Source organism: Phenylobacterium sp. (assembly GCF_036501465.1).
Taxonomy (GTDB): Bacteria; Pseudomonadota; Alphaproteobacteria; order Caulobacterales; family Caulobacteraceae; genus Phenylobacterium.
In genome coordinates this window covers 52,350-75,442 of sequence record NZ_DASYAF010000071.1, presented here as the reverse complement: position 1 = coordinate 75,442, position 23,093 = coordinate 52,350, and the positions used below count along the sequence as shown (strand labels likewise).

The 23,093-nt window shown below is 70.1% G+C and carries 22 protein-coding genes; 11 read left to right on the top strand and 11 right to left on the bottom strand.

Features of this window, described 5'->3' with window-relative positions; all coding sequences use genetic code 11:
* The first annotated feature begins 14 nt into the window (after positions 1 to 14).
* Positions 15 to 632, top strand: coding sequence for a TetR/AcrR family transcriptional regulator (locus tag VGL85_RS07635; RefSeq protein WP_331587687.1), 618 nt, complete (start codon positions 15 to 17; stop codon positions 630 to 632).
* Between the two features lie 18 nt (positions 633 to 650).
* Here VGL85_RS07635 and VGL85_RS07630 read toward each other — a convergent pair whose 3' ends face one another.
* The 3 genes from VGL85_RS07630 to VGL85_RS07620 form a co-directional block, all read right to left on the bottom strand.
* Positions 651 to 2,834, bottom strand: a complete 2,184-nt coding sequence (locus VGL85_RS07630) for a TonB-dependent receptor domain-containing protein (protein ID WP_331587685.1) — start codon at positions 2,832 to 2,834, stop codon at positions 651 to 653.
* Between the two features lie 106 nt (positions 2,835 to 2,940).
* Positions 2,941 to 4,446, bottom strand: a complete 1,506-nt coding sequence (locus tag VGL85_RS07625) for a M56 family metallopeptidase (protein ID WP_331587683.1) — start codon at positions 4,444 to 4,446, stop codon at positions 2,941 to 2,943.
* Positions 4,436 to 4,804 carry a BlaI/MecI/CopY family transcriptional regulator gene (locus tag VGL85_RS07620; protein ID WP_331587681.1) on the bottom strand — a complete coding sequence of 123 codons (369 nt, stop codon included), beginning with the start codon at positions 4,802 to 4,804 and terminating at the stop codon, positions 4,436 to 4,438. The genes VGL85_RS07625 and VGL85_RS07620 overlap by 11 nt, the downstream gene beginning before the upstream one ends.
* A gap of 194 nt (positions 4,805 to 4,998) precedes the next feature.
* Here VGL85_RS07620 and VGL85_RS07615 point away from each other — a divergent pair, with 194 nt between their 5' ends.
* The gene (locus VGL85_RS07615; RefSeq protein ID WP_331587679.1) at positions 4,999 to 5,994 is read left to right on the top strand and encodes an aldo/keto reductase; all 996 of its coding nucleotides are present in this window, start codon (positions 4,999 to 5,001) and stop codon (positions 5,992 to 5,994) included.
* Here VGL85_RS07615 and VGL85_RS07610 read toward each other — a convergent pair.
* From VGL85_RS07610 to VGL85_RS07595, 4 genes are all read right to left on the bottom strand, one after another.
* On the bottom strand, positions 5,991 to 7,211 hold the full coding sequence (locus tag VGL85_RS07610; RefSeq protein WP_331587677.1) for an MFS transporter: 1,221 nt from the start codon (positions 7,209 to 7,211) through the stop codon (positions 5,991 to 5,993). The genes VGL85_RS07615 and VGL85_RS07610 overlap by 4 nt on opposite strands.
* A gap of 119 nt (positions 7,212 to 7,330) precedes the next feature.
* A complete protein-coding gene (locus tag VGL85_RS07605) occupies positions 7,331 to 8,053 on the bottom strand; it encodes a hypothetical protein (RefSeq protein ID WP_331587675.1) in 723 nt (240 codons plus the stop codon).
* A gap of 10 nt (positions 8,054 to 8,063) precedes the next feature.
* Positions 8,064 to 8,801 carry a hypothetical protein gene (locus tag VGL85_RS07600; RefSeq protein ID WP_331587672.1) on the bottom strand — a complete coding sequence of 246 codons (738 nt, stop codon included), beginning with the start codon at positions 8,799 to 8,801 and terminating at the stop codon, positions 8,064 to 8,066.
* A 2-nt stretch (positions 8,802 to 8,803) separates the two neighbouring features.
* Positions 8,804 to 9,487 (bottom strand): hypothetical protein, encoded by a 684-nt coding sequence (locus VGL85_RS07595; RefSeq protein ID WP_331587670.1) that lies wholly within the window; start codon positions 9,485 to 9,487, stop codon positions 8,804 to 8,806.
* Positions 9,488 to 9,671: 184 nt separating this feature from the next.
* On the opposite strand from VGL85_RS07595, the gene VGL85_RS07590 reads away from it, so the two are divergent.
* Complete coding sequence (locus VGL85_RS07590) at positions 9,672 to 11,084, top strand: M20/M25/M40 family metallo-hydrolase (protein ID WP_331587668.1); 1,413 nt, start codon at positions 9,672 to 9,674, stop codon at positions 11,082 to 11,084.
* A gap of 22 nt (positions 11,085 to 11,106) precedes the next feature.
* Here the strand turns inward: VGL85_RS07590 and VGL85_RS07585 are convergent, their stop codons facing one another.
* Positions 11,107 to 12,594: an MFS transporter gene (locus VGL85_RS07585; RefSeq protein ID WP_331587666.1), complete on the bottom strand. Its 1,488-nt coding sequence runs from the start codon at positions 12,592 to 12,594 to the stop codon at positions 11,107 to 11,109.
* A gap of 273 nt (positions 12,595 to 12,867) precedes the next feature.
* On the opposite strand from VGL85_RS07585, the gene VGL85_RS07580 reads away from it, so the two are divergent.
* Positions 12,868 to 14,046, top strand: a complete 1,179-nt coding sequence (locus VGL85_RS07580) for a VWA domain-containing protein (protein WP_331587664.1) — start codon at positions 12,868 to 12,870, stop codon at positions 14,044 to 14,046.
* Positions 14,047 to 14,054: 8 nt separating this feature from the next.
* Positions 14,055 to 14,732: a TetR/AcrR family transcriptional regulator gene (locus tag VGL85_RS07575; protein WP_331587662.1), complete on the top strand. Its 678-nt coding sequence runs from the start codon at positions 14,055 to 14,057 to the stop codon at positions 14,730 to 14,732.
* A gap of 11 nt (positions 14,733 to 14,743) precedes the next feature.
* Here VGL85_RS07575 and VGL85_RS07570 read toward each other — a convergent pair whose 3' ends face one another.
* Together VGL85_RS07570 and VGL85_RS07565 are read right to left on the bottom strand one after the other, a co-directional pair.
* Complete coding sequence (locus VGL85_RS07570) at positions 14,744 to 15,019, bottom strand: hypothetical protein (RefSeq protein ID WP_331587660.1); 276 nt, start codon at positions 15,017 to 15,019, stop codon at positions 14,744 to 14,746.
* A gap of 26 nt (positions 15,020 to 15,045) precedes the next feature.
* Positions 15,046 to 16,068 carry a class I SAM-dependent methyltransferase gene (locus VGL85_RS07565; RefSeq protein WP_331587658.1) on the bottom strand — a complete coding sequence of 341 codons (1,023 nt, stop codon included), beginning with the start codon at positions 16,066 to 16,068 and terminating at the stop codon, positions 15,046 to 15,048.
* Positions 16,069 to 16,173: 105 nt separating this feature from the next.
* Here VGL85_RS07565 and VGL85_RS07560 point away from each other — a divergent pair, with 105 nt between their 5' ends.
* The 6 genes from VGL85_RS07560 (at position 16,174) to VGL85_RS07535 (ending at position 21,880) form a co-directional block, all read left to right on the top strand.
* Positions 16,174 to 18,288 carry a S9 family peptidase gene (locus tag VGL85_RS07560; protein ID WP_331587656.1) on the top strand — a complete coding sequence of 705 codons (2,115 nt, stop codon included), beginning with the start codon at positions 16,174 to 16,176 and terminating at the stop codon, positions 18,286 to 18,288.
* A 69-nt stretch (positions 18,289 to 18,357) separates the two neighbouring features.
* Positions 18,358 to 19,077 (top strand): glutathione S-transferase family protein, encoded by a 720-nt coding sequence (locus VGL85_RS07555; RefSeq protein ID WP_331587654.1) that lies wholly within the window; start codon positions 18,358 to 18,360, stop codon positions 19,075 to 19,077.
* A gap of 105 nt (positions 19,078 to 19,182) precedes the next feature.
* On the top strand, positions 19,183 to 19,344 hold the full coding sequence (locus VGL85_RS07550) for a hypothetical protein (RefSeq protein WP_331587652.1): 162 nt from the start codon (positions 19,183 to 19,185) through the stop codon (positions 19,342 to 19,344).
* A 186-nt stretch (positions 19,345 to 19,530) separates the two neighbouring features.
* Complete coding sequence (locus VGL85_RS07545; RefSeq protein WP_331587650.1) at positions 19,531 to 20,148, top strand: DUF6134 family protein; 618 nt, start codon at positions 19,531 to 19,533, stop codon at positions 20,146 to 20,148.
* Positions 20,149 to 20,305: 157 nt separating this feature from the next.
* Positions 20,306 to 21,640 (top strand): MFS transporter, encoded by a 1,335-nt coding sequence (locus VGL85_RS07540; protein WP_331587648.1) that lies wholly within the window; start codon positions 20,306 to 20,308, stop codon positions 21,638 to 21,640.
* 69 nt (positions 21,641 to 21,709) lie between these two features.
* The gene (locus tag VGL85_RS07535; RefSeq protein WP_331587646.1) at positions 21,710 to 21,880 is read left to right on the top strand and encodes a hypothetical protein; all 171 of its coding nucleotides are present in this window, start codon (positions 21,710 to 21,712) and stop codon (positions 21,878 to 21,880) included.
* Positions 21,881 to 21,926: 46 nt separating this feature from the next.
* Here VGL85_RS07535 and VGL85_RS07530 read toward each other — a convergent pair whose 3' ends face one another.
* Complete coding sequence (locus VGL85_RS07530; RefSeq protein WP_331587644.1) at positions 21,927 to 23,093, bottom strand: sialidase family protein; 1,167 nt, start codon at positions 23,091 to 23,093, stop codon at positions 21,927 to 21,929.

The following is a 23,093-nucleotide window of genomic DNA, read 5'->3' as shown; positions in this document are numbered from 1 at the left end:
TTGGAAAAAAGATGATGCTGCTGACGAAAACCAAACTGGACCGCGACCAGCGCCGCGAGCTCATCCTAGATGTGGCGCAGGAGGTCTTCCTGGAAGAGGGCTACGCCAACGCCTCGATGTCGGTGATCGCCGCGCGGCTCGGCGGCTCCAAGGGCACGCTCTATAACTACTTCAAAAGCAAGGACGAACTGTTCAACGCCTATGTCGAACGGCGCTGCCTGTGGCAGGACGAAATCTTCGCCATGCCCACCGACAAGGAGACGCCGGAGCAGACCTTGCGGCGGATCGGCGGCGCCTATCTGCGGCGCGTGCTGACCGACTTCAACCTGAAGAACTTCCGCCTGATCACCGCCGAGGCCGAGCGCTCGCCGGAGATCGGCCGCACCTTCTATGACGCGGGTCCCAAGCTCGGCGCCGAGCGGGTGGCCGAGCTGTTGAGCGGCATGCAGGCGGCCGGCCACCTGGACCTGGACGACCCGCTGGACGCCGCCCACCAGTTCCTGGGCCTGGCCCAGAACCGCTATTTCAAGGCCCGGCTCTGCAACGCCATCCCCGAGCTCACCGAGAAGCAGATCGAGGACGAGGCGAAGCTGGCGGCCAAGACCTTCCTGCGGGCGTTCGGCAAGCGCTAGCGGGTGACCCCGCCAGCGCTATTGCGGGGCGGTCCCGCCCTGCTTGAACTCGAACCCCGGATCGCGCCCGCCGCGGCCGCCGAAGCTGCGCGAGATCCCGATGAGGAGCACGCGCGAGTCGGTATCGCGCCGGGACCCGGTCTTCAGGGCCGGGGTCTCGATCACCTGGGAATCGTGCAGCGTCTTGAAGAGGTCCTGGACCACCACCAGGACCGACAGGCGCTCGTCGATCCTGTGCCGATAGCCGAGGTTGACGGCGCCCGATGGCTTGGCGAAGCCCTGCGCCGTCAGCCGCTTTCCGTTCTCGAAGGCGCCGACCTGCACGAAGTCGGCTTTGGTGACCTGCCAGTTGAGCGTCGCGTGGCCGAAGACCGTGGTCGCCGTGCGGGTCCGCGGCGCCCCGAACGGGGTCGGGTCGAACTGGCTCCAATAGAGGTCGCCGCTCAGGTTGTAGGTCAGCGTCGGCATGAGCCGGCCCGCCGCGATCAGCTCCAGGCCGGCGTTGCGGGTGCGTTCGGCGTTGACCCGTTGCGTGAGGAAGATCCCGTCGCCGAGGTCGCGGACGTCGTCGGTGAAGGCGTCCTTGTTCCGCCGCCAGTAGAGGTTGGCCATGTAGACCGCGGGGCTCCGGCGCAGCTGGTAGCCGAACTCGAAGGAGTCCGTCTGCTGCAGCTTCAGGTCGAGGTTCCCGGCCCGCAGGTCGGTGGGGTCCATCTGAATCGCGAACGGATTGAGGTCCTCCGGGTTGGGCCGCTGGACGCGGCGGCTGTAGCTGGCGGTGAGCTGTTGGGCGTCGGTCAGCTTGTAGGCGAGGTGCAGGCTGGGGTTCGCCCGCAGATCGTCGCGCCGGCGTTCCAGCCCCAGGGTGGTCTGGGTGAGGTCGAGGCTCTCGTCCTCCAGCCGCAAGCCCGCCAGCACCGTCACCGCGCCGAGCGGGCGCTCGTAGGTGACATAGGCCTGGTTGAGCACCTGCCGGTCGTCGAACAGGTCGACGAACGCGGGCGCGACCACAAGCACGTCCGGCGCCGCGCCGAAGGACCCGCCGTTGTTGAAGCCGTTGTCGATGATCTGAAGCGCGTAGCCGACCTTCAGCTTGCCGGTTGAAAACGGCAGGGTGTAGTCGGCCTTGAGATCGGTCTGGCGCACGGCGTTCTTGGACGACAGGCGGTCGAACGACTCCGGCAGAGCGGGAGTGCTTTCGGCGATGTCCTCGCGTCGGTAGCCGATCCTCTGGACCTGTTCGTAGTTCGCGCTGACCACCAGCTCCTCGCCGTCGATGCGGAACCTGCGCCGCCAGGTTCCGGTCGCGCCGCCATAGGCCTGCCGGGCCGTGGTGAGCGCAACCCGGTTGAAGGCCTCCGCCAAACCGCCTGTCGGGTCCGTCCGCTGGAAATCGTCTGTGGCCCTGAGGTCGAAGCTGGTGAACAGGACCCGCACCTCACCGCTCAGGCGGTTCTTGGCGTCATAGTCGAAATCGACGGCCGAGCGGGCGCCCAGGTAGTCGTATTCCACGTGCCCGAGGCTGGCGTCGTGGCTGGCGAGGATGTCGCCACCGGCCGGATCGAGGGCGGCGCGGTCGTCCTGGCCCACCTGGCGCTGGGTGTCGTGCCGGTACTGGGCGTCCGTCGTCCAGGACAGCGAACCGGAATTGTAGCCTTGGCTGCCCGTCGCGATGAAACGCGCGCCGGAGACAGCCTCGAGGCGGGCGGAGCCGGTCCGCCCCGCCCCGCGCGCCTTCTTCATCACCAGGTTGATGATGCCCGATCCCTCGGACTGGAACTCCGCCGATGGGTTGGTGATCACCTCGACGCGTTCGATCCGGTCGGCCGGGATCTGTTGCAGCGCCTGACCGGCTGAGGCGCCGCGAAACTGCGCAGAGGGCTTGCCGTCGACCAGGATGGTGACGTTCCCCTGTCCGCGCAGGCTGAGGTTGCCCTGCAGGTCCACCTGCACCGAGGGGATGTTGCGCAGGGCGTCAGCGATGGAGCCGGTCTGGGCCTGAAGGTCGCCGGCGACGCTGTAGCTGCGCCGATCGATCGAGGTGGTGATCGGCGCGGCCTGGCCGGTGACGACCACGCCCTGCACGGTCGTCGTCGAAGGTGGCGCGGGCGGCGGCCCCGCGGCAGGTTGGGCGGCAGCGGTCGTTGAGGTCACCAGGGCGACGGTGAACGCGGCGGAGACGGCGCGGCGCGTGAACGGCATGGCGGAACTCCTGGCATAGGCGCGCGCGGCGTCATCCAGCGCCGGCGGGCGTCGGTTTTGGGGAAGGTCGAGGGATCGAAGCGGGGCGGTGGAGCGCCCGCGGTCGCTAACCGGGGCGCGGCGGTCCGTCGGAGCCGGCGTGGAGGACGGCGCCGACCGAGACCTTCTGGCCATTGTCCAGCACGAGCTCGGCGGCCTCGCCGGACGCGACGGTCGCCGCGCCGGACCCGATCAGTTGGCCATCGAGGTAGAGCGCCGGGTGGAACTCGACCTTGTCGCCCACCTGCCGGGCGCCGGGGACCAGGAGATAACGCGGAACGAAGTTCACGGAGCCCGACGTGTAGGCCGTGCCCTGGCGATAGGTGACGTGCTCGCCCAGCAGCTTGCCGTTCGGCAGCACCGTACTGATCGACATGTCGATGCTGACGCCGGGTCGAAGCCGCGGCAGCCACCCGTCGGGCCTCACAGCGTAGTCGATCGTCGTGGGAGGCCCTGGATCGTCCTGGACGGACGCCGGCGGCGCGTTCGCTATCGAGGCTGCCGCCACGTCCGCGGCGGTCAGCGGCGCTGAGGCGACCTCACCCGCCACGGCGGCCTTCACCGGGACCGGATACGGCGTGACCTGCTCCATGCGAGACGGGCGCGAGGCCGGAAGGGGAGACACGCCGGCCTCCGGCGCCAGGCGGACGATGCGGTGGGCGGGCTGAGCGGCCCAGACGGCGAGGCTGGTCATCAGGGCGAGCAGGACCGCACCGCCGGCCCCCGCCGCCCGACGTCCAACGGGCAGCCTCGGCGCGTTCAGCAGCACCAGCCGCTGTTCCAGCGCCGAGGCCGCGGCGGCCGGCCAGTAGCAGCCGAGCGGCAGGGCCATGGCCGCCGTCTGGGCCTTCAGCATGGCCTCGGCGTAGGACCGCCGGGCCCTGGGGAACCTGGCCATGACGGCGGCGTCGCAGGCGAATTCCTGGTCCAGCCGGAGCGCGCGCGCTGCGAAATGAACCAGCGGATTGAACCAGTTGAGGCATTGCCAGAGCAGCACCAGGGCATTGATGGCGGGGTCGCCCGTGGCGATGTGGTTCCGCTCGTGGGCCAGGACGACTTCCTGCTCGCGGGCTGAGAAGCGCCGGTCGAAGTCGGCCGGCGCCAGTATCCTCGGCGCAAGGACCCCGATGACCGCAGGCCCGGCCATCGAGTGCTGGGCCCGCAGGATCTGGCCATCCCGCCGCACGGGTCCGATCCCGGCCATGAAACGGTGCTGCCGCCAGAGGAGCCAGGCCACGCCGATCACGGCGCCCGCCAGCCAGGCGCAGAGCAGAACCGCCTGCCAATCGATCCGGAATGCGGCCTCGCCCGTCGGCGGCGCGGCCGCGGCCAGGGACGTCAGGCCCTCCCGCGGCGGCGGCGGGACCGCCGGCGCGCGGGCGATCACGGTGACGACCGACCGCGCCGGCAGCAGGCAGGCCATCGCAGCGACCGGGACGACGAGCCAGGCCGCATAGGCGACCCCCGCGCCGGCGAAGCGCCGCAACAGCGGTCGGACCGCCGCGACCGCCAGGATCGCGGTGGCGGACGCCAGGTTGCTGCGAGCGAGCGCCGCCAGGATTTCACTCTCCATCTTCGTAGTCGCTTATCAGGCGCTTCAGGTGGGCGACGTCTTCCGCCGTCAGCTTCTCGCGCTCGGAGAACTGGGTGACGAACGGGCCGAGCCGGCCGTCGAACAGGCGCTGGATGAGCCCCTTGCTCTCGGCGTGCAGGTAGTCGGCCTCGCTGATCAGCGGCCGGTACAGGAACCGCCGCCCGTCCGGCTCCGCCGCCACCGCGCCCTTCTTGACCAGCCGTGCGAGCAGGGTGCGCACGGTCGTCTCGCTCCAGTTCTCGGAGGGACCAAGCTCGGCGATCAGCTCTTCCGAGCGGCGCGGGCTCCTCGCCCACAGCAGCTTCATCACAAGGCTTTCGGCGACGGTGACGTTCACAGGCCCCAACCCTCTACAGCTGTAGTCCTCGCAAGGACTACAGCTGTCGTTCCAGGTGTCAAATTACATCGGTTTCACACTTCGCCCCGTCGGGCGCCGCGGGCGGATAGTGGCGGCTGGGGGCTTATCCAGGCGAAGCGGGACCCCTAAGTTGCGCGTCACCGGACCGACGTCCAGGCCACAGGAGGCGACCCATGCAGATGCGCAAACTCGGCAAGACCGGCCCGGAGGTCTCGGCCATCGGCCTGGGCGCCATGGGCATGTCGGGGATGTACGGCCCGGCCGACCGGGGCGAGAGCCTGGCCACCGTCCATGCCGCGCTCGACGCCGGGATCAACCTGATCGACACCGGCGACTTCTACGGCATGGGCCACAACGAGATGCTGCTGGGCGAGGCGCTGAAGGGCGCGCCGCGCGACAGCTACCTGCTCTCCGTCAAGTTCGGCGCCCAGCGCGACCCGAGGGGCGCCTTTCTGGGCTTCGATGGCCGGCCGGCGGCGGTGAAGACCGCGCTGGCCTACAGCCTGCAGCGCCTGGGCGTGGACCACATCGACATCTACCGCCCGGCCCGACTGGACCCCAATGTTCCCATCGAGGACACCGTCGGGGCCATCGCCGAGCTGATCAAGGCCGGCTATGTGCGCCACATCGGCCTGTCCGAGGTGGGCTCGGCGACGATCCGCCGGGCCGCCGCCGTCCATCCCATCGTCGACCTGCAGATCGAGTACGCCCTGGTCTCGCGCGGCATCGAGGACGGGATCCTCGACACGACCCGCGAGCTCGGCATCGGCATCACCGCCTATGGGGTGCTGTCGCGCGGGCTGATCAGCGGCCACGCCACCAGCGACACCGCCCAGCCCGGCGACTTCCGCGGCCACAGCCCGCGTTTCCAGGGGGAGAACCTGGCGAAGAACCTGGAACTGGCCGAGCGGCTGCGCGCGGCGGCCGCGACCATCGGCCTGACGCCGGCCCAGGCGGCCATCGCCTGGGTGGCGGCCAAGGGCGACGACATGGTCCCCCTGGTCGGCGCGCGCCGCCGGGACCGGCTGGCCGAGGCGCTGGGCGCCCTGAAGGCCCCGCTGATCCCCGCCCAGGTGGCCGCCCTAGAAACCGCCGTGCCGAGGGGCTCGGCCGCGGGCACGCGCTATCCGGAGATCCAGATGGCCATGCTGGACAGCGAGAAGCGCTAGGCGAGCGCCGGCTCGGGGTCGGCCTTGGGGAACGGCCGGAAGGTCATGGCGATGGCGAAGGCGCCCAGGCCCATCAGGCACGAGCCGATGTAGAGCCAGCGATAGCTGCCGACCGCGTCGTAGATCATGCCGCCGACGATGGGGCCGGTCGCCATGCCCAGGCTGCCGGCCATGGCCGTGCCGCCGATCACCATGCCCATCATCTTCAGCGGGAAGTTCTCCCGCGCGATCACCGAATAGAGCGGCATGACGCCGGAATAGATGAAGCCGAACAGCACCGCAGCCGCATAGAAGCCGCCAAGGTCGCCGGCGGCGATGTAGCCCAGCGCGCCGAGCGCCTGGGCCAGCAGGCCCACCACCAGCACCCGCTTGGCCCCGAACCGGTCGCCCAGCCAGCCGAAGGCGACGCGCCCGCCCATGCCCGCCAGGCCCTCGACGCTGTAGATCGACACCGCCGCCACCATCGGGATGCCGCAGGTCAGCGCATAGCTCACCGTGTGAATGATCGGGCCGGAGTGGGTGGCGCAACAGAAGAAGTTGGTGGCGACCAGGATCAGGAACTGCGGCGAGCGCAGCGCCTGGCCGGCGGTCATGGCGGGGGCGTCACCGGCGGTCTCCGGGGCGGCCTCGCCCGCGCCCTCCCCGCCCAGCGCGGGCGGGCGGCGCACCAGGAAGGCCACCGGGATCATCAGGGTGGCGGCCACCGCGGCGACGATCTCCATGGTGACGCGCCAGTCGTGGTGGGTGATCAGCCAGGCGGCCAGCGGCGACATGGTCAGGGGCGCCATGCCCATGCCGGCCGAGACCAGGGAGACGGCGAGGCTCCGGTGGGTGTCGAACCAGCCGGTGACGCAGGCCATCATCGGGGCGAAGATCGCCGAGGCCGCCCCGCCGACGCCGATCCCGAACACCACCTGGAAGGCCAGCAGCGAGGTCGTCCGGCTGGCGATCGCCAGGGCCACGGCCAGCACCACCGTGCCGATCAGCACCACCCGGCGCGGGCCGATGCGGTCCGAAAGGCTGCCCCAGGCCATGCTGCCGACGGCCATGGCCAGGAAGCCCACGGTCATCGCCGCCGAGACCCCGGTCACCGACCAGCCGGTGGCCTTGGCCATGGGCAGCAGCATCACCGGCAGGGAGAACATCGACCCCATGGCGACACAGCCCAGCAGGCCGCCGGCCGCGACGATGATCCAGCGATAGGTCGTGTTGGTCATGCTGTCGTTCCGTTCCGCGAAGGCTTACGTCCTTCAAGACGATCGGCAAGCGCCGATGCCGACACGGCTGGCTACGGCGTGTTTCCGGGCTTGGGCTTGTGGAGGTCCATGGCTCAGGGCTACCCGGTGGGGTTGGCGATCATGCGCAGGGCCGTGGCGCGGTCGGTGTCGATGGGCACGCAGATGGGCGGCATGGCCAGGTCCATGGCCTTGTGCGGCGGCGCGACCGGGGTGATGCCGAGCGCCTTCGCATCGCTGAGGACGCGATCGGTCGCGCGGCGCGCCCTGAAGTTCTCCATCCGCGCCTTTTGCAGCGCTTCGCTGAGGCCCCAGATCATCTGCGGCGACAGGGTCCTGGCGCCTTCCAGGGCGCGCAGGGTCGCCCAGGCCTGCAGCCCCTGCTCCTGGGCGGCGACGAAGCCCTCGATGGGGAAATAGAGGGTCGAGAAGGCGCCCTGCTCGTCGCTGTCGAACAGGGCCGCGCGGCCGGACTGGGCGGCGGCGATCCAGCGCTTGGTGGAGACCGGCGCATTGGCCGGGCGGCCGATCCATTGGGCGATCGGGTGCGGCTGGCCCTCGCGCGCGGCGGCCAGGATCGCGGCGATTTCGTCGATACGCTTCTCGACGCAGCGCGCCTGCTGCCGGTCCTGCACCATCCAGCCCAGGTCGGCGGCGATCTCGCCGCGCACCGCTTCATGGGCCTCGGCGGAGAGGCGGCGTTCGTGCAGGTTCTCCACCACCGCCTCGGCGGCGAGCGCGGTCAGCACGCCGATCACGATGGTGGCGTACTCCTTCAGGAACTCGCGCAGGCCATGCCAGGGCTTGGGTTTGTGGATGTCCATGCGGCTGGCCTCAGGGTGTCAGCGGCCGGGGGCCGGCCAGGCGGGCGGACTCTTCGGCCGGCATGGACAGGGGCTGGCAGATCGCCTGGTCCTTGTAGGATTGGGGCGCCTGGGCCGCGATCCCGGGGACCTCGCCCTTGATACCGATCTGCGCCGCGAAAAGGCTGGCCTCGTACAGGTTTCCCCGCACCGAGATGTCCAGAAGCCGCGCGCGGCCGAGCGCCGCGCGCGCCTGCGCCAGCAGTTCCGGCGAAGGGCGCCGCACGCCCTCCAGCCCGATGAGATCGCCCCACACCTCGCGCTCTGTGGCCTTGTTCGCCTGGTAGGCCATGAACAGCACGTAGATCCGCGCGAACGTCCGCTGCTCCTGCAGCGACAACAGGCTGGTGCGCCCACCGGCGGTCACAGCCTCCCACCGATCGACCGAAACCGTCGGATGGCCCGCCGCGCCGATGGTCAGTGGCGGCTGGACGGGCTCGCCCGCTTCGGCCCTGGCCACGAAGTCGCTGAGCTCCGCAACGCGGCGCGTGATGCAGGGCTCCAGCGTATTGCGGCGCTTCATGTTCGCCAGGTCGAGATTGATCTCGTCCCGCACCGCCGCGCGAGCTTCCTCCGACTGCCGCATTTCGTGGAACTTCTGTACCACCGCCTCTGCGGCGAGCGCGATCAGCACGCCGATGACGATGGTGCCGATCTCCTTCAGAAATTCGCGCAGGCCGTGCCAGGGCTTGGGTTTGTGGATGTCCATCGTCAGCGCGTTCCCGTCACCGGCGATGGCCGAGGGAAGGCTTCGCAGAGCGCGTCGATGCGGGCCTCGTAAGCCGGAATTTTCGGTCCGGGTCCTGCGCCAAGGCCGCGGCCCACCGCGAGCATGCCGGGAATGTTTCGGCTTTCGCCCGCGATGTTGGCGCGGATCTGGCCGATCAACCGGATCAGGGCATGCGACTCCTGGGGATCGAGGCTGTCGCGCTCCAGATAGCCCAGGAGCTCGAGGTCATTCAGTACCTGGCGGTAGACGGTGATCTGCTGGTTCTCGATCCCATAGTAGTACCGCGCGAACGTCAGCCGCTCCTCCTGGCCCATGTGCGGGACCGCGCCGTTCTTGGCGGTCTCCCAGGCCGCGGTCCCGCCCAGGGATTGCTGGAGCACACCTGGCCACTTCGGCTTCGGCGCCGCGCCCTTCGCCCAGGCTTCCATGGCGTCGAGCAGGCCTGGCCAGCAGGCGTCCTCCCGCGCCTCCAGGGTCAGCGTCCGCAGGCTGCGACCGATGTCCGTACGCAGCGCCGCCCGCGTCCCGCGCACCTCGCCTTGCGTGTGCGCCCACTCGACGGCCTGCTCGCCGCCCAGCGCGATCAGCACGCCGATGACGATCGTGCCGACCTCCTTCGCGAGCTCGCGCCAGCCGTGCCACGGCTTCGGTTTGTGGATGTCCATGCCCCGGCCGCTCCCCCAAGCGGTCAACTCACCCCTGGCGCTTGCGTAGCACGGATACGCGCCGGGCTGGCAAGCGTGGCGGGCCGCCGCACTAGCCGCACCGCGCAGCGGCGGACGGCAGAAGGGCCTTGGCGGGTGGCTGTCGCGGCACCTAAGGTCGGCGCAGTTTCAGGGGGACTCTCAGATGTCGAAGGCTTTGGTTTCGGTGCTCGTGCTGATGGCGGGCGCGGCGGTTCCGGTGTTGGCGCAGGCCCAGGCGCGGCCCGACCAGGTCGAATTCCGCGCGCTCTACAAGGAGCTGGTGGAGACCAACACCACGCTGTCGGCCGGCAACTGCACCGTGGCCGCCGCCAAGATGGGCGCGCGGCTGAAGGCGGCGGGGTTCCCGGACGGCGACCTGCACTACTTCAGCGTGCCGGACCATCCGAAGGAGGGCGGCCTGGTGGCCATCCTGCCGGGCAAGGATCCGAAGGCGAAGGCGGTGCTGATGCTGGCCCACATCGACGTGGTCGAAGCCAAGCGCGAGGACTGGACGCGCGATCCCTTCACCCTGGTCGAGGAGAACGGTTACTTCTACGCGCGCGGCGCGGCGGACGATAAGTCGATGGCCTCGATCTGGGTGGACAGCATGGTCCGCTTCAAGAAGGAGGGCTACCACCCGCGCCGCACCCTGAAGATGGCGCTGACCTGCGGCGAGGAGACCAACGGCGCCTTCAACGGCGCGGAATACCTGGCCAAGAACAGGCGCGAGCTGATCGATGCGGCCTTCGCCATCAATGAGGGCGGCTCCGGGCGGCTGGACGCCAACGGCAAGCCGGTCTTCTCCGGCATCCAGGTGGGCGAGAAGCTGTCGCAGAACTACCGGCTGGAGGTCACCAACCCGGGCGGCCACTCGTCGCGGCCCATGCCGAACAACGCCATCTACCACCTCGCCCACGCGCTGACGAAGGTGGAGGCTTATCGCTTCCCGGTGATGTTCAGCGACACCACCCGCGACTATTTCACCCGCCTGGAGGCCACCGAGCCGGTCGACCAGAAGGCGGCCATCGTCGCCCTGCTGAAGAACCCGCAGGACGCCGCGGCGCGCGCGACGCTGGAGAAGGATCCGGACAAGAACTCGATCCTGCACACCAATTGCGTGGCGACCATGCTGGACGCCGGCCACGCCACCAACGCCCTGCCGCAACGGGCGCGGGCCAACATCAACTGCCGTATCTTCCCGGGCACGAGCTCCGACGCGGTGCTGCATACCCTGGAGGAGGTGATCGCCGATCCGCAGGTGAAGGTGACCATGCCGGAGGTGCGCAACGCCGCCTCCCCGCCGCCGCCGCTCGACCCCAAGGTGCTGGGCCCGGCCGAGAAGCTCGCGGCGGAAATGTACCCCGGCGTGCCGCAGGTGCGGCTGATGTCGGCTGGGGCGACGGACGGCGCTTTCCTGACCCCCGTCGGCATCCCGACCTATGGCATCTCCGGCGCTTTCCACGGCGCCGGCAACGGGGTCCACGGCCTGAACGAGCGCATCGAGGTCAAGAGCCTCTACGACGAGCGCGACTATCTGTTCCGGCTGGTGAAGATCTACGCCGAGGCGGCCGACTGAGCCGCCCGGTCACCGCCGCCGTCTAGGCCTCAGGACGATCCGCCGCGGCCGCGCGGCGGGCGGCGATGACGGCGAGGTTCTTCTGGTGGCCGGCCTGGTCGATACGGAAGGTCCGCCAGGTGAGGATGGCCAGGCCGCTGAGGGTGAAGGCCAGCAGCAGGTAGATCTCCGCCAAGTGGCGCATGATCGCCGGGTCCAGGGTCGACGGCCTGGCGCCGGCCGGGAACTTCACGATCGCCAGCAGGATGCCCGGCAGGATGGTGGCCAGCCCGCTAGCCAGCTTCAGCGTCAGCCGGTCGGAGAACAGCACAAGGCCCTCGGAGCGCCGCGCGGTCCTGGCCTGGTTCTCCTCCACCACGTCGGCGATCATCGAGGTGTTCACGATCGAGCCCGAGATGGTCAGGATTCCGGCCACGGTCTGGGTCGAGATCAGGATCGGCAGCAGCGACGCGGCCCCGTTCGGGGGCAGCAGGCCCAGGAGCCGCAGGACCAGCGGCCCGTGGGTGACGATCACGCCCGTCGCATAGAGCGCCAGATAGGCGCGTTTCTTCTCCAGCTTGGCCGAGACCGCGGCGGCGAGCGCGAAGCCGATCGGCGCGGAGATCGCCTGGGTCGCCACCAGCAGGGCCACGCTCTTCGACGGCAGGCTGAAGATGAAGGTGTTGATGTAGATCAGCAGGCCCGCGGTCAGCGCCACCGGGATCGCCGCCAGCACGCCGCCCGCCACCGCGATCAGGAAGTTGCGGTTGGAGAAGATGGCGGCCACCTCCGCCGCCCACTCGCGCCAGCGCACGTCTCGCGGCGCCGGGCGATAGAGGTGCGGGATGCGCGAATGGGTGCCGAGGTCGGAGATCAGGTTGGCGGCCATCATCAGCAGGCCCACCGCGATCGCCATGCGCGGGTAGCCGGCCGGGTTCAGCTGGCCCAGCGGGAACTCCGGCGTCTTCCTGAGGAACACTCCATAGGTGAGGATCGCCGCGATCGCCCCGCCGGTGGCGCCCAGCATGTAACGGAAGCCGTACATCTGGGTGCGGTCGTGATAGCCGGGCGCGATCTCGGGCAGCAGCGCGCCCGACGGCACCATGTAGAGGCTGTGACTGAAGCGGAAGGCAGTGACCGTCACGCAGAGCCAGAGGAACAGCTGGTGCTGGGAAAGGCCGTGCGGCGGCGTCCAGAGCGCGATGAACGAGATCCCGACCGGCAGGATGGAGGCGTACATCAGCGGGTGGCGGCGGCCCAGGCGGGCGCGCAGGTTGTCGGAGAACTGGGCCACCAGCAGGTCGAAGACCGCATCGACGAACAGCGACACGCCGAGCGCCAGGCTGACCAGCGACGCCGGCACGTGCAGGATCTGGCTGTAATAGAGCAGCAGCACCCCACCCACGACGATGAGCTGGGAGCCGTCCTCCATCGAGCCGATGCCGAACAGCACCTTGGTGGTGAGCGACAGCGGCCGCGGCTGAACGCGGGCGGCCTCCTGCAGCGGCGGCTGCGGCGTGGGCTGGTCCATCAGGTGCGCACCCGCGTCTCTTACCGGACGCCGTTCCTTGGCTGTCGCCCTCCCCGGGCAGGGAAGTCACCTTAGAAGGCCGGCGCAAAGCCGGTAGCCGCCTTGGGCGCGTCTTCCGCCTGACGAAACGAGGCGCCGGCGCCCAGATTACCGCCGGATCGCGCCCTCTTCAGGGGCGGAGGGGGCGCTGGACATCGCGCACCTCAAGTCCCATCCTCCGCGTTCAAACAGACGTTCGCGGCTTGCGAGACCGCCAAAAAGAGACCCCTGCGCATGTTCATGCGGTTCTTCACCGAGCTTCGCCAGGCCAAGGTGCCGGTGACGCTGAAGGAGTACCTGGCCCTGATGGAGGGCCTGGACAAGCAAGTCATCGATCGGAGCGTCGACGACTTCTACTACCTGTCGCGCACCGCCCTGGTGAAGGACGAGCGCAACCTCGACAAGTTCGACCAGGTGTTCGCCCATGTGTTCAAGGGGCTGGAGAAGCTGGGCGACGACGTCATCGCCGACATCCCGGCCGAATGGCTGAAGCGGCTGTCCGACCAGTTCCTCACCGAGGAGGAGAAGGCGCAGATCGAGGCCATGGGCGGCTTCGAGGCGCTGATGGAGGCCCTGGCCCAGCGCGCCAAGGAGCGGCGCGAAAGCGACGAGAAGGAAGGCGAAGGCCGCGGCGAAGGCGGCGCCAACTCGCCGTTCGGCGCCAACGGCTATCACCCCGAGGGCGTGCGCATCGGCCAGGACAAGGGCCGCCACGGCCGGGCGATCAAGGTCTGGGACAGGCGCGAGTACAAGAACCTCGACGACCAGGTTGAGCTCGGCACCCGCAACATCAAGGTGGCGCTGCGGCGCCTGCGCAAATGGGTGCGCGACGGGTCGGCCGACGAGCTCGACATGGGCGGCACCATCAAGGGCACCGCCGAGAAGGGCTACCTCGACATCCAGATGCGCCCTGAGCGCCGCAACAAGATCAGCGTGCTGATCTTCTTCGACATCGGCGGCTCGATGGACAGCCACATCAAGGTCTGCGAGGAGCTGTTCTCAGCGGCGCGGTCCGAGTTCAAGAACATGGAGTTCTACTACTTCCACAACTGCCTCTATGAGAGCGTGTGGAAGGACAACCGCCGGCGCCACGCCGAGAAGCTGAACACCTGGGACATCCTGCACAAGTTCCCCCACGACTATAAGATCATCTTCGTGGGCGACGCGACCATGAGCCCCTACGAGGTCACCTATCCGGGCGGCTCGGTGGAGCACTGGAACGAGGAGGCGGGCGCCGTCTGGCTCGACCGGGTGACCAACATCTTCGAGCACGCGATCTGGCTGAACCCCACCGCCGAGCGGCACTGGGACTACACGCCCTCGGTCGGCCTGATCAAACAGCTGATGGGCGAGCGGATGTTCCCGCTGACCCTGCAGGGCCTGGAGAAGGCCATGAAGGAGCTGTCCCGGTAGGGGCCGCGATGACCGACCGCACCACGACCGACGACGCCCTCGACATCGACCCCTCGGCGTCGGAAGGGGACCAGGCGGCCACCAAGGCCGCGGTGTTCGCCGCCGCCGAGCGGCTGTTTGCCCTGCACGGCTTCCAGAACGTCTCGGTGCGCGACATCACCGCCGCGGCCGGCGTCAACCTGGCCAGCGTGAACTACCACTTCGGCTCCAAGGACGCCCTGCTGTTCGAGATCTTCCGCCGGCGCACCGGCGAGCTGAACCGCGAGCGGGCGCGGATGCTGCACGAGGCCGCCGACCGGCACGGCGGCAAGCCGCCAGTGCGCGAGGTGCTGGAAGCCCTGTTCGCCCCGCCGCTGCGCTGGGCCGACCCGGCCGGCAACCGTCAGGTCAGCGCCCAGTTCATTATCCGTGCGCGCTCCGAAGGCACCGAGGAGATCCGCGAGGTGCTGCAGAACGACGTTTCCCACCTGGAGCGGTTCGCCGAGGCGCTGAAGACCGCCTGCCCGCACCTGCCGCCGGAGACCGTCTACTGGCGGCTGCATTTCTGCCTGGGCATGGTGCACAACAACCGCTTCGCGGAGTTCGACCGGCTGCATCACCTGTCGGGCGGCGCGACGCGCGAGGGCGACGTGGCCGCCCTGCTCTCGCGCATGCTGGACTTCGCCGAGGCGGGCTTCCGGGCCTAGGCCTAAGGCCTTCAGAACCCTTCCTGGGCGACTACGGCGGTGACGGCGGCGCGCTTGACGACGACGCCGCGATAGATCGCCGTCTCCGCGTCGGCCGGAGCGCCGGACAGTCGCACGAACTCGTCCCAGCGGTCCTCGGGCGCCAGCAGGACCAGGCCCTCGGTCTTGTCCCCGTAGGCGTCGATCTCGCGGTCGACCTCCTCTCGGATGTCGGTCACGCCCGCCTTGCCGGGGTCGCGGGTGTCCAGATGGGTCGGACGCGGCTCCATGAGCGTGCGAACCGCCAAACCGGCCTCCAGGTTCCCGTTCCCGCTCAGCGCGTGAGGACGATGGAGCCTTCCAGCATGAGCTGGCGGCGCGCGTCGTAGGTCATGGCCGCGTCGAGGTCGTCGAGGGCGACCAGGGCCCAGTCCGGCAGGGCGAGGTCGGCGCGGCCGGTCATCAGGCGCAGCTGCACGGCGGCGGTGTCGCGGTACATGGTGGCGTGGTCGAGGTGCGGCACGAAGCGGACGTCGCTGAACCCGGCGTTCGTCGCCCAGGCCTCGATGCGCGTGCGGGAGAACAGCCACTTGTCGTCGAGATCCGCGAACCAGGGCGCGGCGGTGTCGGGCGCGCTGCGCGTGGCCACGTCGTGGATCATGGCTTCGAGAGCGGAGACGATCCCGGCGTCGAGCGGGTCGTCGCGCAGGGCGGACTCGGCCAGGATCCGCCGGTAGGCGTAGCGCAGCAGGCCCCAGCCGTCGAAAGGCTCGAAGAAGATCGCATGGCCGCCGGGCCTGAGCGCGCGGGCGGCGGCGGCCAGGCCCAGCCTGGGATCGAGCAGGTGATGCAGGATCGAAGCGCCGGTGACCACATCGAAGGCGCCAGGCGTGACGATCGCGCTCATGGCGTCCATCTTCACGCCCACCACCGCCTCCGGGTCGGGCTGGTCCTGGACATAGGCGCCCAGCATGGCCAGCAGCTCGCCGGACAGGTCGGTGGCCACGATCCTGGCGTTTTCGAACAGCCGCTGGCAGGGGACCACCGAATTGACCCCGGACCCCGAGCCCAGGTCCAGGATCAGCGGCGCGGCGGCGACCTCGATCCCGGTGGCGGCCAGCGCGCTGCGGAACAGCCCTTCGAAGTGGTCGGAGGCCGAATAGCGCTGATGGTATTCGGCAGCGTTGGCCTTGAACTGGTCGGTGATGGTGGCCTTGGAGCTCAAGTCCTCGACCGTCCAGACCAGGGTGCGCCCCGCGCCGTCGCGCAGGTGGGGGGTGAGCGGCGCCTGGAACAGCGACTGCGCCCACGGCGGCGGCGGTCGCTTGCGTCCTAGGAAGTCCGCCAGGGAGCCCATGGCGTTCCGCTACGGGAAGGCCGGCGCCCTGGCAAGCCGCCGGCCGTGGCGCTTGACGGCGCCGGCCCTGCGCGCGATCCGGAAGGCGGCAGTTCGGGGGACGGCATGGGACGGACGATCGCGGGGGCGCTGGCCGCCCTGGGGTTGGCGATTTTGGGCCCGACGGCGGGCGGGGCCCTGGCGGCCGATCCGGCGACGACGCCATCCACCGCCAAGCCCGCGCCGGCGCAGCCGCCGCTGAACGCCAGCGTGCGCGACGTGCGCGACGTGCGCGGAGGTGCGGTCTCGCCGGACGGGCGGCAGGTGGCTGCGCTCATCGCGGCCTCGACGGCCGAGGGCGGGCAGACGCACATCTGGCTGCTGTCGGCCGACGGGAAGGCCGCGCGGCAAGCGACCTTCACCACCGGCGAGACCGATCCGGGGGAGCGCGCGCCGGCCTGGTCGCATGACGGCAAGAGCCTGTTCTTCCTGGCCAAGCGCGGCAAGGCCGAGCGGCTCTATCGCCTGCCCATGGCGGGCGGCGAGGCCCAGGCGCTGACCGTGGCGCGGCCGGCGAGCGGGCCGGTGAAGGCCGGCTGGACGCTGAAGGCCGAGGACGCGGTGGAGGTCGCCGCGCGCAGCTACGACATCGCCCCCGACGACCACGCCATCGCCCTGGTCGCGGCCGACGGCGAGACCGCCGCGCGCGACGCCGAGGTGAAGAAGAAGGACGATGCGGTGCGGGTCGGCCGCGACGACAAGAAGCCCGTGCGGCTCTACCTGGTCGACGCGGCGAGCGGCCAGGCGCGAGCGGTTGACCTGCCCGACGAGGTGCAGTCCGCCCGCTGGAGCCCGGACGGCAAGGCGCTGCTGGTGGTCACAGCCCCGCCGGACGAGGACCTGGGCCCAGCCGCTCGGCTGTGGCGGGTGCGGGCCGCCGACGGAACCGCGACCCAGGTCACCGCCGCGCCGAAGACGGTGCGCCAGCCACTGTGGACGGCGACGGGCGCGGTGTGGCTGGCCCAATGCGAGGAAGACGCCCCGCCCGGCTGCGCCGAGCTCTATGCCTACGACTTCGCCGCCGGTGCGGCGCGCGGCCTGACCAAGGGCCTGAAGGGCTCGCTGGCCAGCGGCGTCCTGGTGGTGGAGAAGGGCGGCCGCAGCGTGGTGACGCCGCTCGCCGTGGGCGTTAAGAGCCGCCTCGCGCGGATCGACCTGGCCAGCGGCGCCATGAGCTTCATCGACACGCCCCAGCCGGTGGTGCTGAGCCTGGCGACCAATCCGGACGAGAGCGCCTGGGCCTATGTGGCGACCGGCCCCACCCAGCCTCCGGCGATGTTCGCGGTCGCGCATCTCGGCGAGCCCGCGACGAAGCTTGCGGGCCCCGCCATCACGCCGCCGGATTGGCCGATGACGCCCAGCCAGACGGTGACCTGGAAGAGCGGCAAGCTGCAGATCGAGGGCTTGGTCTATCTGCCCAAGGGCGCGTCCGCTTCGGCCAAGGCGCCGTTGGTGGTGGTGGTCCACGGCGGGCCGACCGGCGTCTTCCAGGACCGCTATTCGAACCTGGTGAACCTGCTGGTCGCCCAGGGCTGGGCGGTTCTGGAGACCAACCCGCGCGGCAGCGAGGGCTATGGCGCGGCCTTCGAGGCGGCCAACAGGAACGACCTGGGCGGCGGCGACTACGCCGACATCATGAGCGGCGTCGACATGGCGATCGCCAAGTTCCCGGTGGACCCCGCCCGCATGGCGCTGATCGGCTACAGCTACGGCGGCGAGATGGCGGCCTTCGTCGAGGGCCGCACCGACCGCTTCAAAGCCCTGGTCTCCGGCGCCCCGGTGATCGACCAGTTCAGCGAGTACGGCACGGAGGACGAGGCCTGGTACGACCGCTGGTACTTCGGCCAGCCCTGGCTGCATTTCGCCGACGCCTGGCGGCAGAGCGCGCTGTCCCGCGTGGCCCACGCCAAGACCCCGCTCCTGCTGCTGCAAGGCGAGGAGGACCCCACCGACCCGCTGGGCCAGTCGCAGGAGATGCGCCGGGCGCTGCGCGAAATGGGCGCGCCGGTGGTGCTGGTGACCTACCCGCGCGAGACCCACGCCGGCCTGGGCGCCGGCTTCGGCGCACAGCCCAGCCGCGAGCCGTGGCATGGCGACGACCTGCGCCGCCGGATGCTGGCCTTCCTGGCCGACGCCTTCGCCGGCAAGGATCCGGCCGCGGAACCGCCGTCCGCCTCCTGACATCCTGCTGACAGGAAGCTGTCAGCAGGCGGGCGGCAGGATGGGGCCTGATCTTCAGGAGACCCGTCGATGATCGTCCTCGCCGCCTTCGGCCCGCTGTGGGGCACGCCGGACCCCAGCCCCTTCGTCGTCAAGACCGAGGTGCAGTTGAAGATGGCGGGCCTGGCCTATCGCAAGGAACGCCGGCGTCCGCCCGAGGGCCCGAAGGGCAAGGTGCCGTTCATCGTCGACGACGGCGAGACGATCGGCGACAGCGTGCTGATCCGCGACCACATCGAGCGCAAGTACGGCCTGGACCTGGACGCGGGCCTCAGCCCCCGTGAGCGCGCCCTGGGCTGGGCGGCCGAGCGGACCGCGGAGGACCACCTCTACTGGGCGATCGTCCACGCTCGCTGGGCGATCCCGGCGAACTTCGACAAGGGGCCGGCGATCTTCTTCCAGGGCGCGCCGGACGCGGTGCGCGAGGCCGCGCGCGAAGGCATGGGCCGGGTGCTGCACGGCCAGGGCTTCGGGCGGCACGCGCCGGGCGAGGTGGCGGACCTGGCCGGGCGTTCGTTCGCCGCGCTCTCGACCCTGATCGGCGACGGGCCCTATCTGGCCGGCGAGACCCTGGGCGCCGCGGACGCCAGCCTGTTCGGCTGCCTGGCCGCCGCGGCGACGCCGTTCTTCGACACCGCGGTGCGCGACGCCCTGATCGCGCACCCGAACCTGGTCGCCTACCACGACCGGATGATGACCCGTTTCTATCCGGAGCTCGCCGCCGCGCCCCGCCAGCCGCAGCCCGCCTGAACCCCCGCGATCACGGGGCGTTCACACAGACGTGCGCCCCGCGCCCCCTCGTCTTCCGGGACCCTCGGAGTCAGAGTTCGGGCGGGGGGTCGAAGAGCACGGGAGATGCGCATGACCCATGGCTTCCAGCAGCAGAGCCCCGGCCTCGACCTGAACTTCAGCTTCCCCAAGTCGGTCCCCGCCGCCCAGCACGGGCAGAAGCCGGACCGCAAGGCCGCCCAGCCGCAACGCCCGGCCCGCGCCATCGAGCCGCGCCCGGGCCACTGAGGCCTCGCTTCCCCCGATCCTGAGCCCGAGCCCAAGGCCCGCGACACGGCGCCACGCGACGGTTTCCGCCCTGGCGCTAACGCATCCCTAACCGCCAATGGCCCGTAATAGTCGTCAGTCAGACGTCCCGCGAACGCGCGCCTCGGAAAGCCACCTCCAGGCCCGCCGTCCACGAGAGATCCGCGTATGCCGAACGCCGAAGTGTTGCTTTCCCGCCGCCTGATCCTGGCCGGCGGCCTCATCCTGCCGATCGCGCCAAGGCTGGCGCTGGCGGCGACGCCCCGCAACCTCAGCTTCGCGGTGTTCCGCAACAATTCGCACATCGGCGAGCACCACATCGCCTTCGCCGGCGACGGCGCGGCGGTGACCGCGACCACCGACGCGATCATGACCGTGAAGATCGGCCCGGTGCCGGTGTTCAGGTACCATCACCACGCGGTGGAGACCCGCCGCGACGGCCTGTTCGCCACCCTGGAGACCGCCACCACCACCAACGGCAAGGCCGAGCGCGTCGAGGCCGAGCGCACCGACGGCGCGGTCCGCGTCGACTGCGCCACCGGCAAGGCGGTGCTGGCCGCCAACGTCAACCCGCTGACCCACTGGAATCCGCGGATCTTCGACGGCCCCATGTTCAATCCGCAGACCGGCAAGATGATGAAGGTGCGGGTCTCGCGCGAGACAACCACCCGCTGGGCGATCCGCGGCGAGGTGGAGATGGACGACACCTACGATGAGACCGGCGCCTGGTTGGCCGCCAAGGCCAAGGCCGACGACGGATCGACCATCGAGTACCGCCGCCTCTGAGCGGGCCGCGCGCCGCCGGCGAATTGTGGGCAGCGGCGCCTATACCCTTTCACGCGCCAAGCGGACTCTGTTAGACCGGGGCCATTGAATTCCGCGCTTTTCGTGAAGGGCGCCGGCCTCGGCCCGTCGCGGCCGACCTCCCGCCGGCGTGGGTTGTTTGGACGCCAAGCCTGAGCCCGCCGAAGGGGTCTCCGAGGAGACCGACCTCGCCGCCCGCGAGGCCGCCTACGAGAAGTTCGTCTGGGACAACCTGAAGCGGAACTACCTCGGCAACTACCTGCACGGCATGCTGGGGATGACCGGCTTCCGGCTGGTCAATGCGCCGACCTTCCTGCCGGCCTATCTGCACATGGTCTCCGGCTCCAACGCCATCGTCGGCCTGGGCCTGGCGCTGCAGCAGGTGGGCGGGGTGATCTCGCCGATCTTCGGCGCCAGCAAGATCGAGCACCGCACCAAGGTGATGCCCGCGGCCATCTGGATGGGCGGGCTGGCGCGGACCATGGTGCTGCTGATGGCCATCGCCGGCTGGGTGCTGAAAGGCCAGCCGCTGGTCATCGCCCTGCTGGGCCTGATGTTCCTGTTCGGCCTGTTCATGGGCACCCAGCGGGTGGTGTTCAGTCTCCTGATCGCCAAGGTGATCCCGATCAGCCGGCGCGGCCGCCTGCAGGCCTGGCGCAACGCCACCGGCGGGGCGATCGCCGCGACCCTGGCCTATTTCGCGGGCCGCTACTTCATCGGCGCCAACCTGTTCGGCAACGGCTATTCGACCACCTTCGTCTGCGCCTTCGTGCTGACCAGCATGGGCCTGTGGGCCATCCAGCTCCTGCTCAAGGAGCCGGAGCCACCGACCACGCGGACCCAGGCGCCGTTCCGCGAACGGCTGCGCGACTTCCCCAAGCTGATCCGCCAGGACCGCGGCTACACCTGCTTCCTGCTGGTGCAGATGCTGTCGGTCTCGGCGCGGGTCGCGACGCCGTTCTACATCATCTATGTGGGCCAGAAACTGCACGTGCAGGGCGCGGTCCAGACCGGCGAGCTGCTGGGCGTGCTGTCGACCGCCTATCTGGGCGCCGACACCCTGTCGAACCTGGTCTGGGGCTATCTGGGCGACAAGACCGGATTTAAGCTGGTGATGCTGTTCTCGCTGGTCACCTGGGTGGCGGCGACGGTGCTCTTGATGAACGTCACCGCTGTTCCGCTGATCTTCATCGCCTTTTTCGGCCTGGGCGGGGCGAACTCCGGCTACAACATGGCCGCCCAGACCATGATCCTGGAGTTCGGCGCCCGCGACGACCTGCCGATGCGCATCGCCGTCTCCGCCACCGCCGAGGCCATCACCGCAACGCTCGGCCCGCTGATCGGCGGCCAGCTCGCCGACCTGATCGGCTTCGACCGGGTGTTCGGCATTTCGCTGGGCTTCCTGGCCGTGGCGATCCTGTTGCTGACCACGGCGGTGAAGGAACCCCGGACGGCCCGGCTGGCGGCGCTCTAGGCGCGATCGCGGCGCCGAGGCGGTCGCCTGAGCCTTGCGCCGCGCCCGCGCCGCTGCCTTGATCGGCGGATGATCCACGTCCCGACCGCGGCCTGGGCCCACACGGCATTCGACCTGGCGGCCTGGTCGAGCGGGATTGGCCTGTCGGTGGTCCTCTACCGCTGGCGGCTGAAGGACTTGGCTCAGGCCGTGGCGCGGCGCACGGACGGGGCCTACTTCGCCGCTGGCGTCGCCACCTAAGCCACACCCCAGCTGGTCCGGGCGGACGGCGACGAGCCCAACCGACCTAGGGACGCACCCCCGTCGCGTGCAGGCTGAAGACGATGCCCTTCGCACTGCTGAAGACGCGTCGCACGATCAGAACGCCTGTCGCCGAGCGCGGATCGTAGGCACAGGCGCCGGGCCCGTTCTGGGCGCTGTCGGACGAGACGATCCGGGCGCGCACAACCGGGCCGCCCGAGGCGTCGCGCGCGAGGCTCGGCGGGTCCAGCGAAGAGACCTCTAGCAGCGCGCAGCCAAGATGTTGCTCGCCGCGACTGCTCACGATGTTCGGCGTGACGATGAGGAGGAGCCGCCCGTCGCGCCCTCGCGCCAGGTCGGCCTGGGTGAGTTCATTTCCGCCGAGCGCTTGCGCCTCGTGCGATCCCGCAAATCGGCCCACCCATCGCCATGCGCCGTCGTCGCGCCGGGCGAAGAGGCCGAGGAACCCCTGCGCTGGGTCACGCGGCGTCTTGCATTGGGCCAGCAGGTACAGAATGCCGTGGTCTTGGAACAGGGCGGGCTCGGTCCAGACCGGGCAGGCCTGGTCGATGCCGGCGATCCGTGACAGCTCGACGAACGGCCGCCAGTCCGGGCCCGTGAACGGACCCCCCAAGCGAGAAGTCCCGACGCTCGCAAGGCGCTGGGGCTCTGCGGCCTCGGCCATCTCGAAATGGAAGCTGTCGGGTGCGAAGTCGTTGCCGTTTCCGCGGGGATTGAAATAGGCCAGGGCCAGGGCCGCCCAGCCCCCCGGCGCCGGAGAGATCGTCGAGACCTCATGGCCCGAAAGGCCTTCACGTCCCTCGTAGCGTTCCGGCCCCGCAGTCCACAGCCGCCTGACCAGCCGGAAGCTGCGCCCCCCATCATCGCTGCGCGCCAGTCGGATGCTGACGCCAGCGTCCAGGATCGGCTTTCCCGGAACGGAGCCTGGCCCGACTTCGGTGGAGACGTAGGAATAGCTGAGCCAGATCGTCCCGGTCCGGGGATCCGTGCGCAACGAGGGGTCGCCGAAGCCGCGGAACGGAGCCAGGCCGTAGCCAGGGACCTGAGCCGGCGGATCGCCGGCCACCGTCAGTTCGGGACAACGCCCGTCGTCGGCGCGGCAATCGAAAGGAGCCGGAGGAGTCGCGGCGCCGGCAAGAGTGGCTCGCGCCACCAGAGCGACCCCCACTGCGGCGAGGGCGGCCCGGCGCAT

Bases quoted from the DNA above. Each gene is read 5' to 3' on its own strand.
- VGL85_RS07635 (WP_331587687.1), top strand. From the start codon at position 15: ATGCTGCTGACGAAAACCAAACTGGACCGCGACCAGCGCCGCGAGCTC.
- VGL85_RS07630 (WP_331587685.1), bottom strand. From the start codon at position 2,834: ATGCCGTTCACGCGCCGCGCCGTCTCCGCCGCGTTCACCGTCGCCCTG.
- VGL85_RS07625 (WP_331587683.1), bottom strand. From the start codon at position 4,446: ATGGAGAGTGAAATCCTGGCGGCGCTCGCTCGCAGCAACCTGGCGTCC.
- VGL85_RS07615 (WP_331587679.1), top strand. From the start codon at position 4,999: ATGCAGATGCGCAAACTCGGCAAGACCGGCCCGGAGGTCTCGGCCATC.
- VGL85_RS07610 (WP_331587677.1), bottom strand. From the start codon at position 7,211: ATGACCAACACGACCTATCGCTGGATCATCGTCGCGGCCGGCGGCCTG.
- VGL85_RS07605 (WP_331587675.1), bottom strand. From the start codon at position 8,053: ATGGACATCCACAAACCCAAGCCCTGGCATGGCCTGCGCGAGTTCCTG.
- VGL85_RS07600 (WP_331587672.1), bottom strand. From the start codon at position 8,801: ATGGACATCCACAAACCCAAGCCCTGGCACGGCCTGCGCGAATTTCTG.
- VGL85_RS07595 (WP_331587670.1), bottom strand. From the start codon at position 9,487: ATGGACATCCACAAACCGAAGCCGTGGCACGGCTGGCGCGAGCTCGCG.
- VGL85_RS07590 (WP_331587668.1), top strand. From the start codon at position 9,672: ATGTCGAAGGCTTTGGTTTCGGTGCTCGTGCTGATGGCGGGCGCGGCG.
- VGL85_RS07585 (WP_331587666.1), bottom strand. From the start codon at position 12,594: ATGGACCAGCCCACGCCGCAGCCGCCGCTGCAGGAGGCCGCCCGCGTT.
- VGL85_RS07580 (WP_331587664.1), top strand. From the start codon at position 12,868: ATGTTCATGCGGTTCTTCACCGAGCTTCGCCAGGCCAAGGTGCCGGTG.
- VGL85_RS07575 (WP_331587662.1), top strand. From the start codon at position 14,055: ATGACCGACCGCACCACGACCGACGACGCCCTCGACATCGACCCCTCG.
- VGL85_RS07565 (WP_331587658.1), bottom strand. From the start codon at position 16,068: ATGGGCTCCCTGGCGGACTTCCTAGGACGCAAGCGACCGCCGCCGCCG.
- VGL85_RS07560 (WP_331587656.1), top strand. From the start codon at position 16,174: ATGGGACGGACGATCGCGGGGGCGCTGGCCGCCCTGGGGTTGGCGATT.
- VGL85_RS07555 (WP_331587654.1), top strand. From the start codon at position 18,358: ATGATCGTCCTCGCCGCCTTCGGCCCGCTGTGGGGCACGCCGGACCCC.
- VGL85_RS07550 (WP_331587652.1), top strand. From the start codon at position 19,183: ATGCGCATGACCCATGGCTTCCAGCAGCAGAGCCCCGGCCTCGACCTG.
- VGL85_RS07545 (WP_331587650.1), top strand. From the start codon at position 19,531: ATGCCGAACGCCGAAGTGTTGCTTTCCCGCCGCCTGATCCTGGCCGGC.
- VGL85_RS07535 (WP_331587646.1), top strand. From the start codon at position 21,710: ATGATCCACGTCCCGACCGCGGCCTGGGCCCACACGGCATTCGACCTG.
- VGL85_RS07530 (WP_331587644.1), bottom strand. From the start codon at position 23,093: ATGCGCCGGGCCGCCCTCGCCGCAGTGGGGGTCGCTCTGGTGGCGCGA.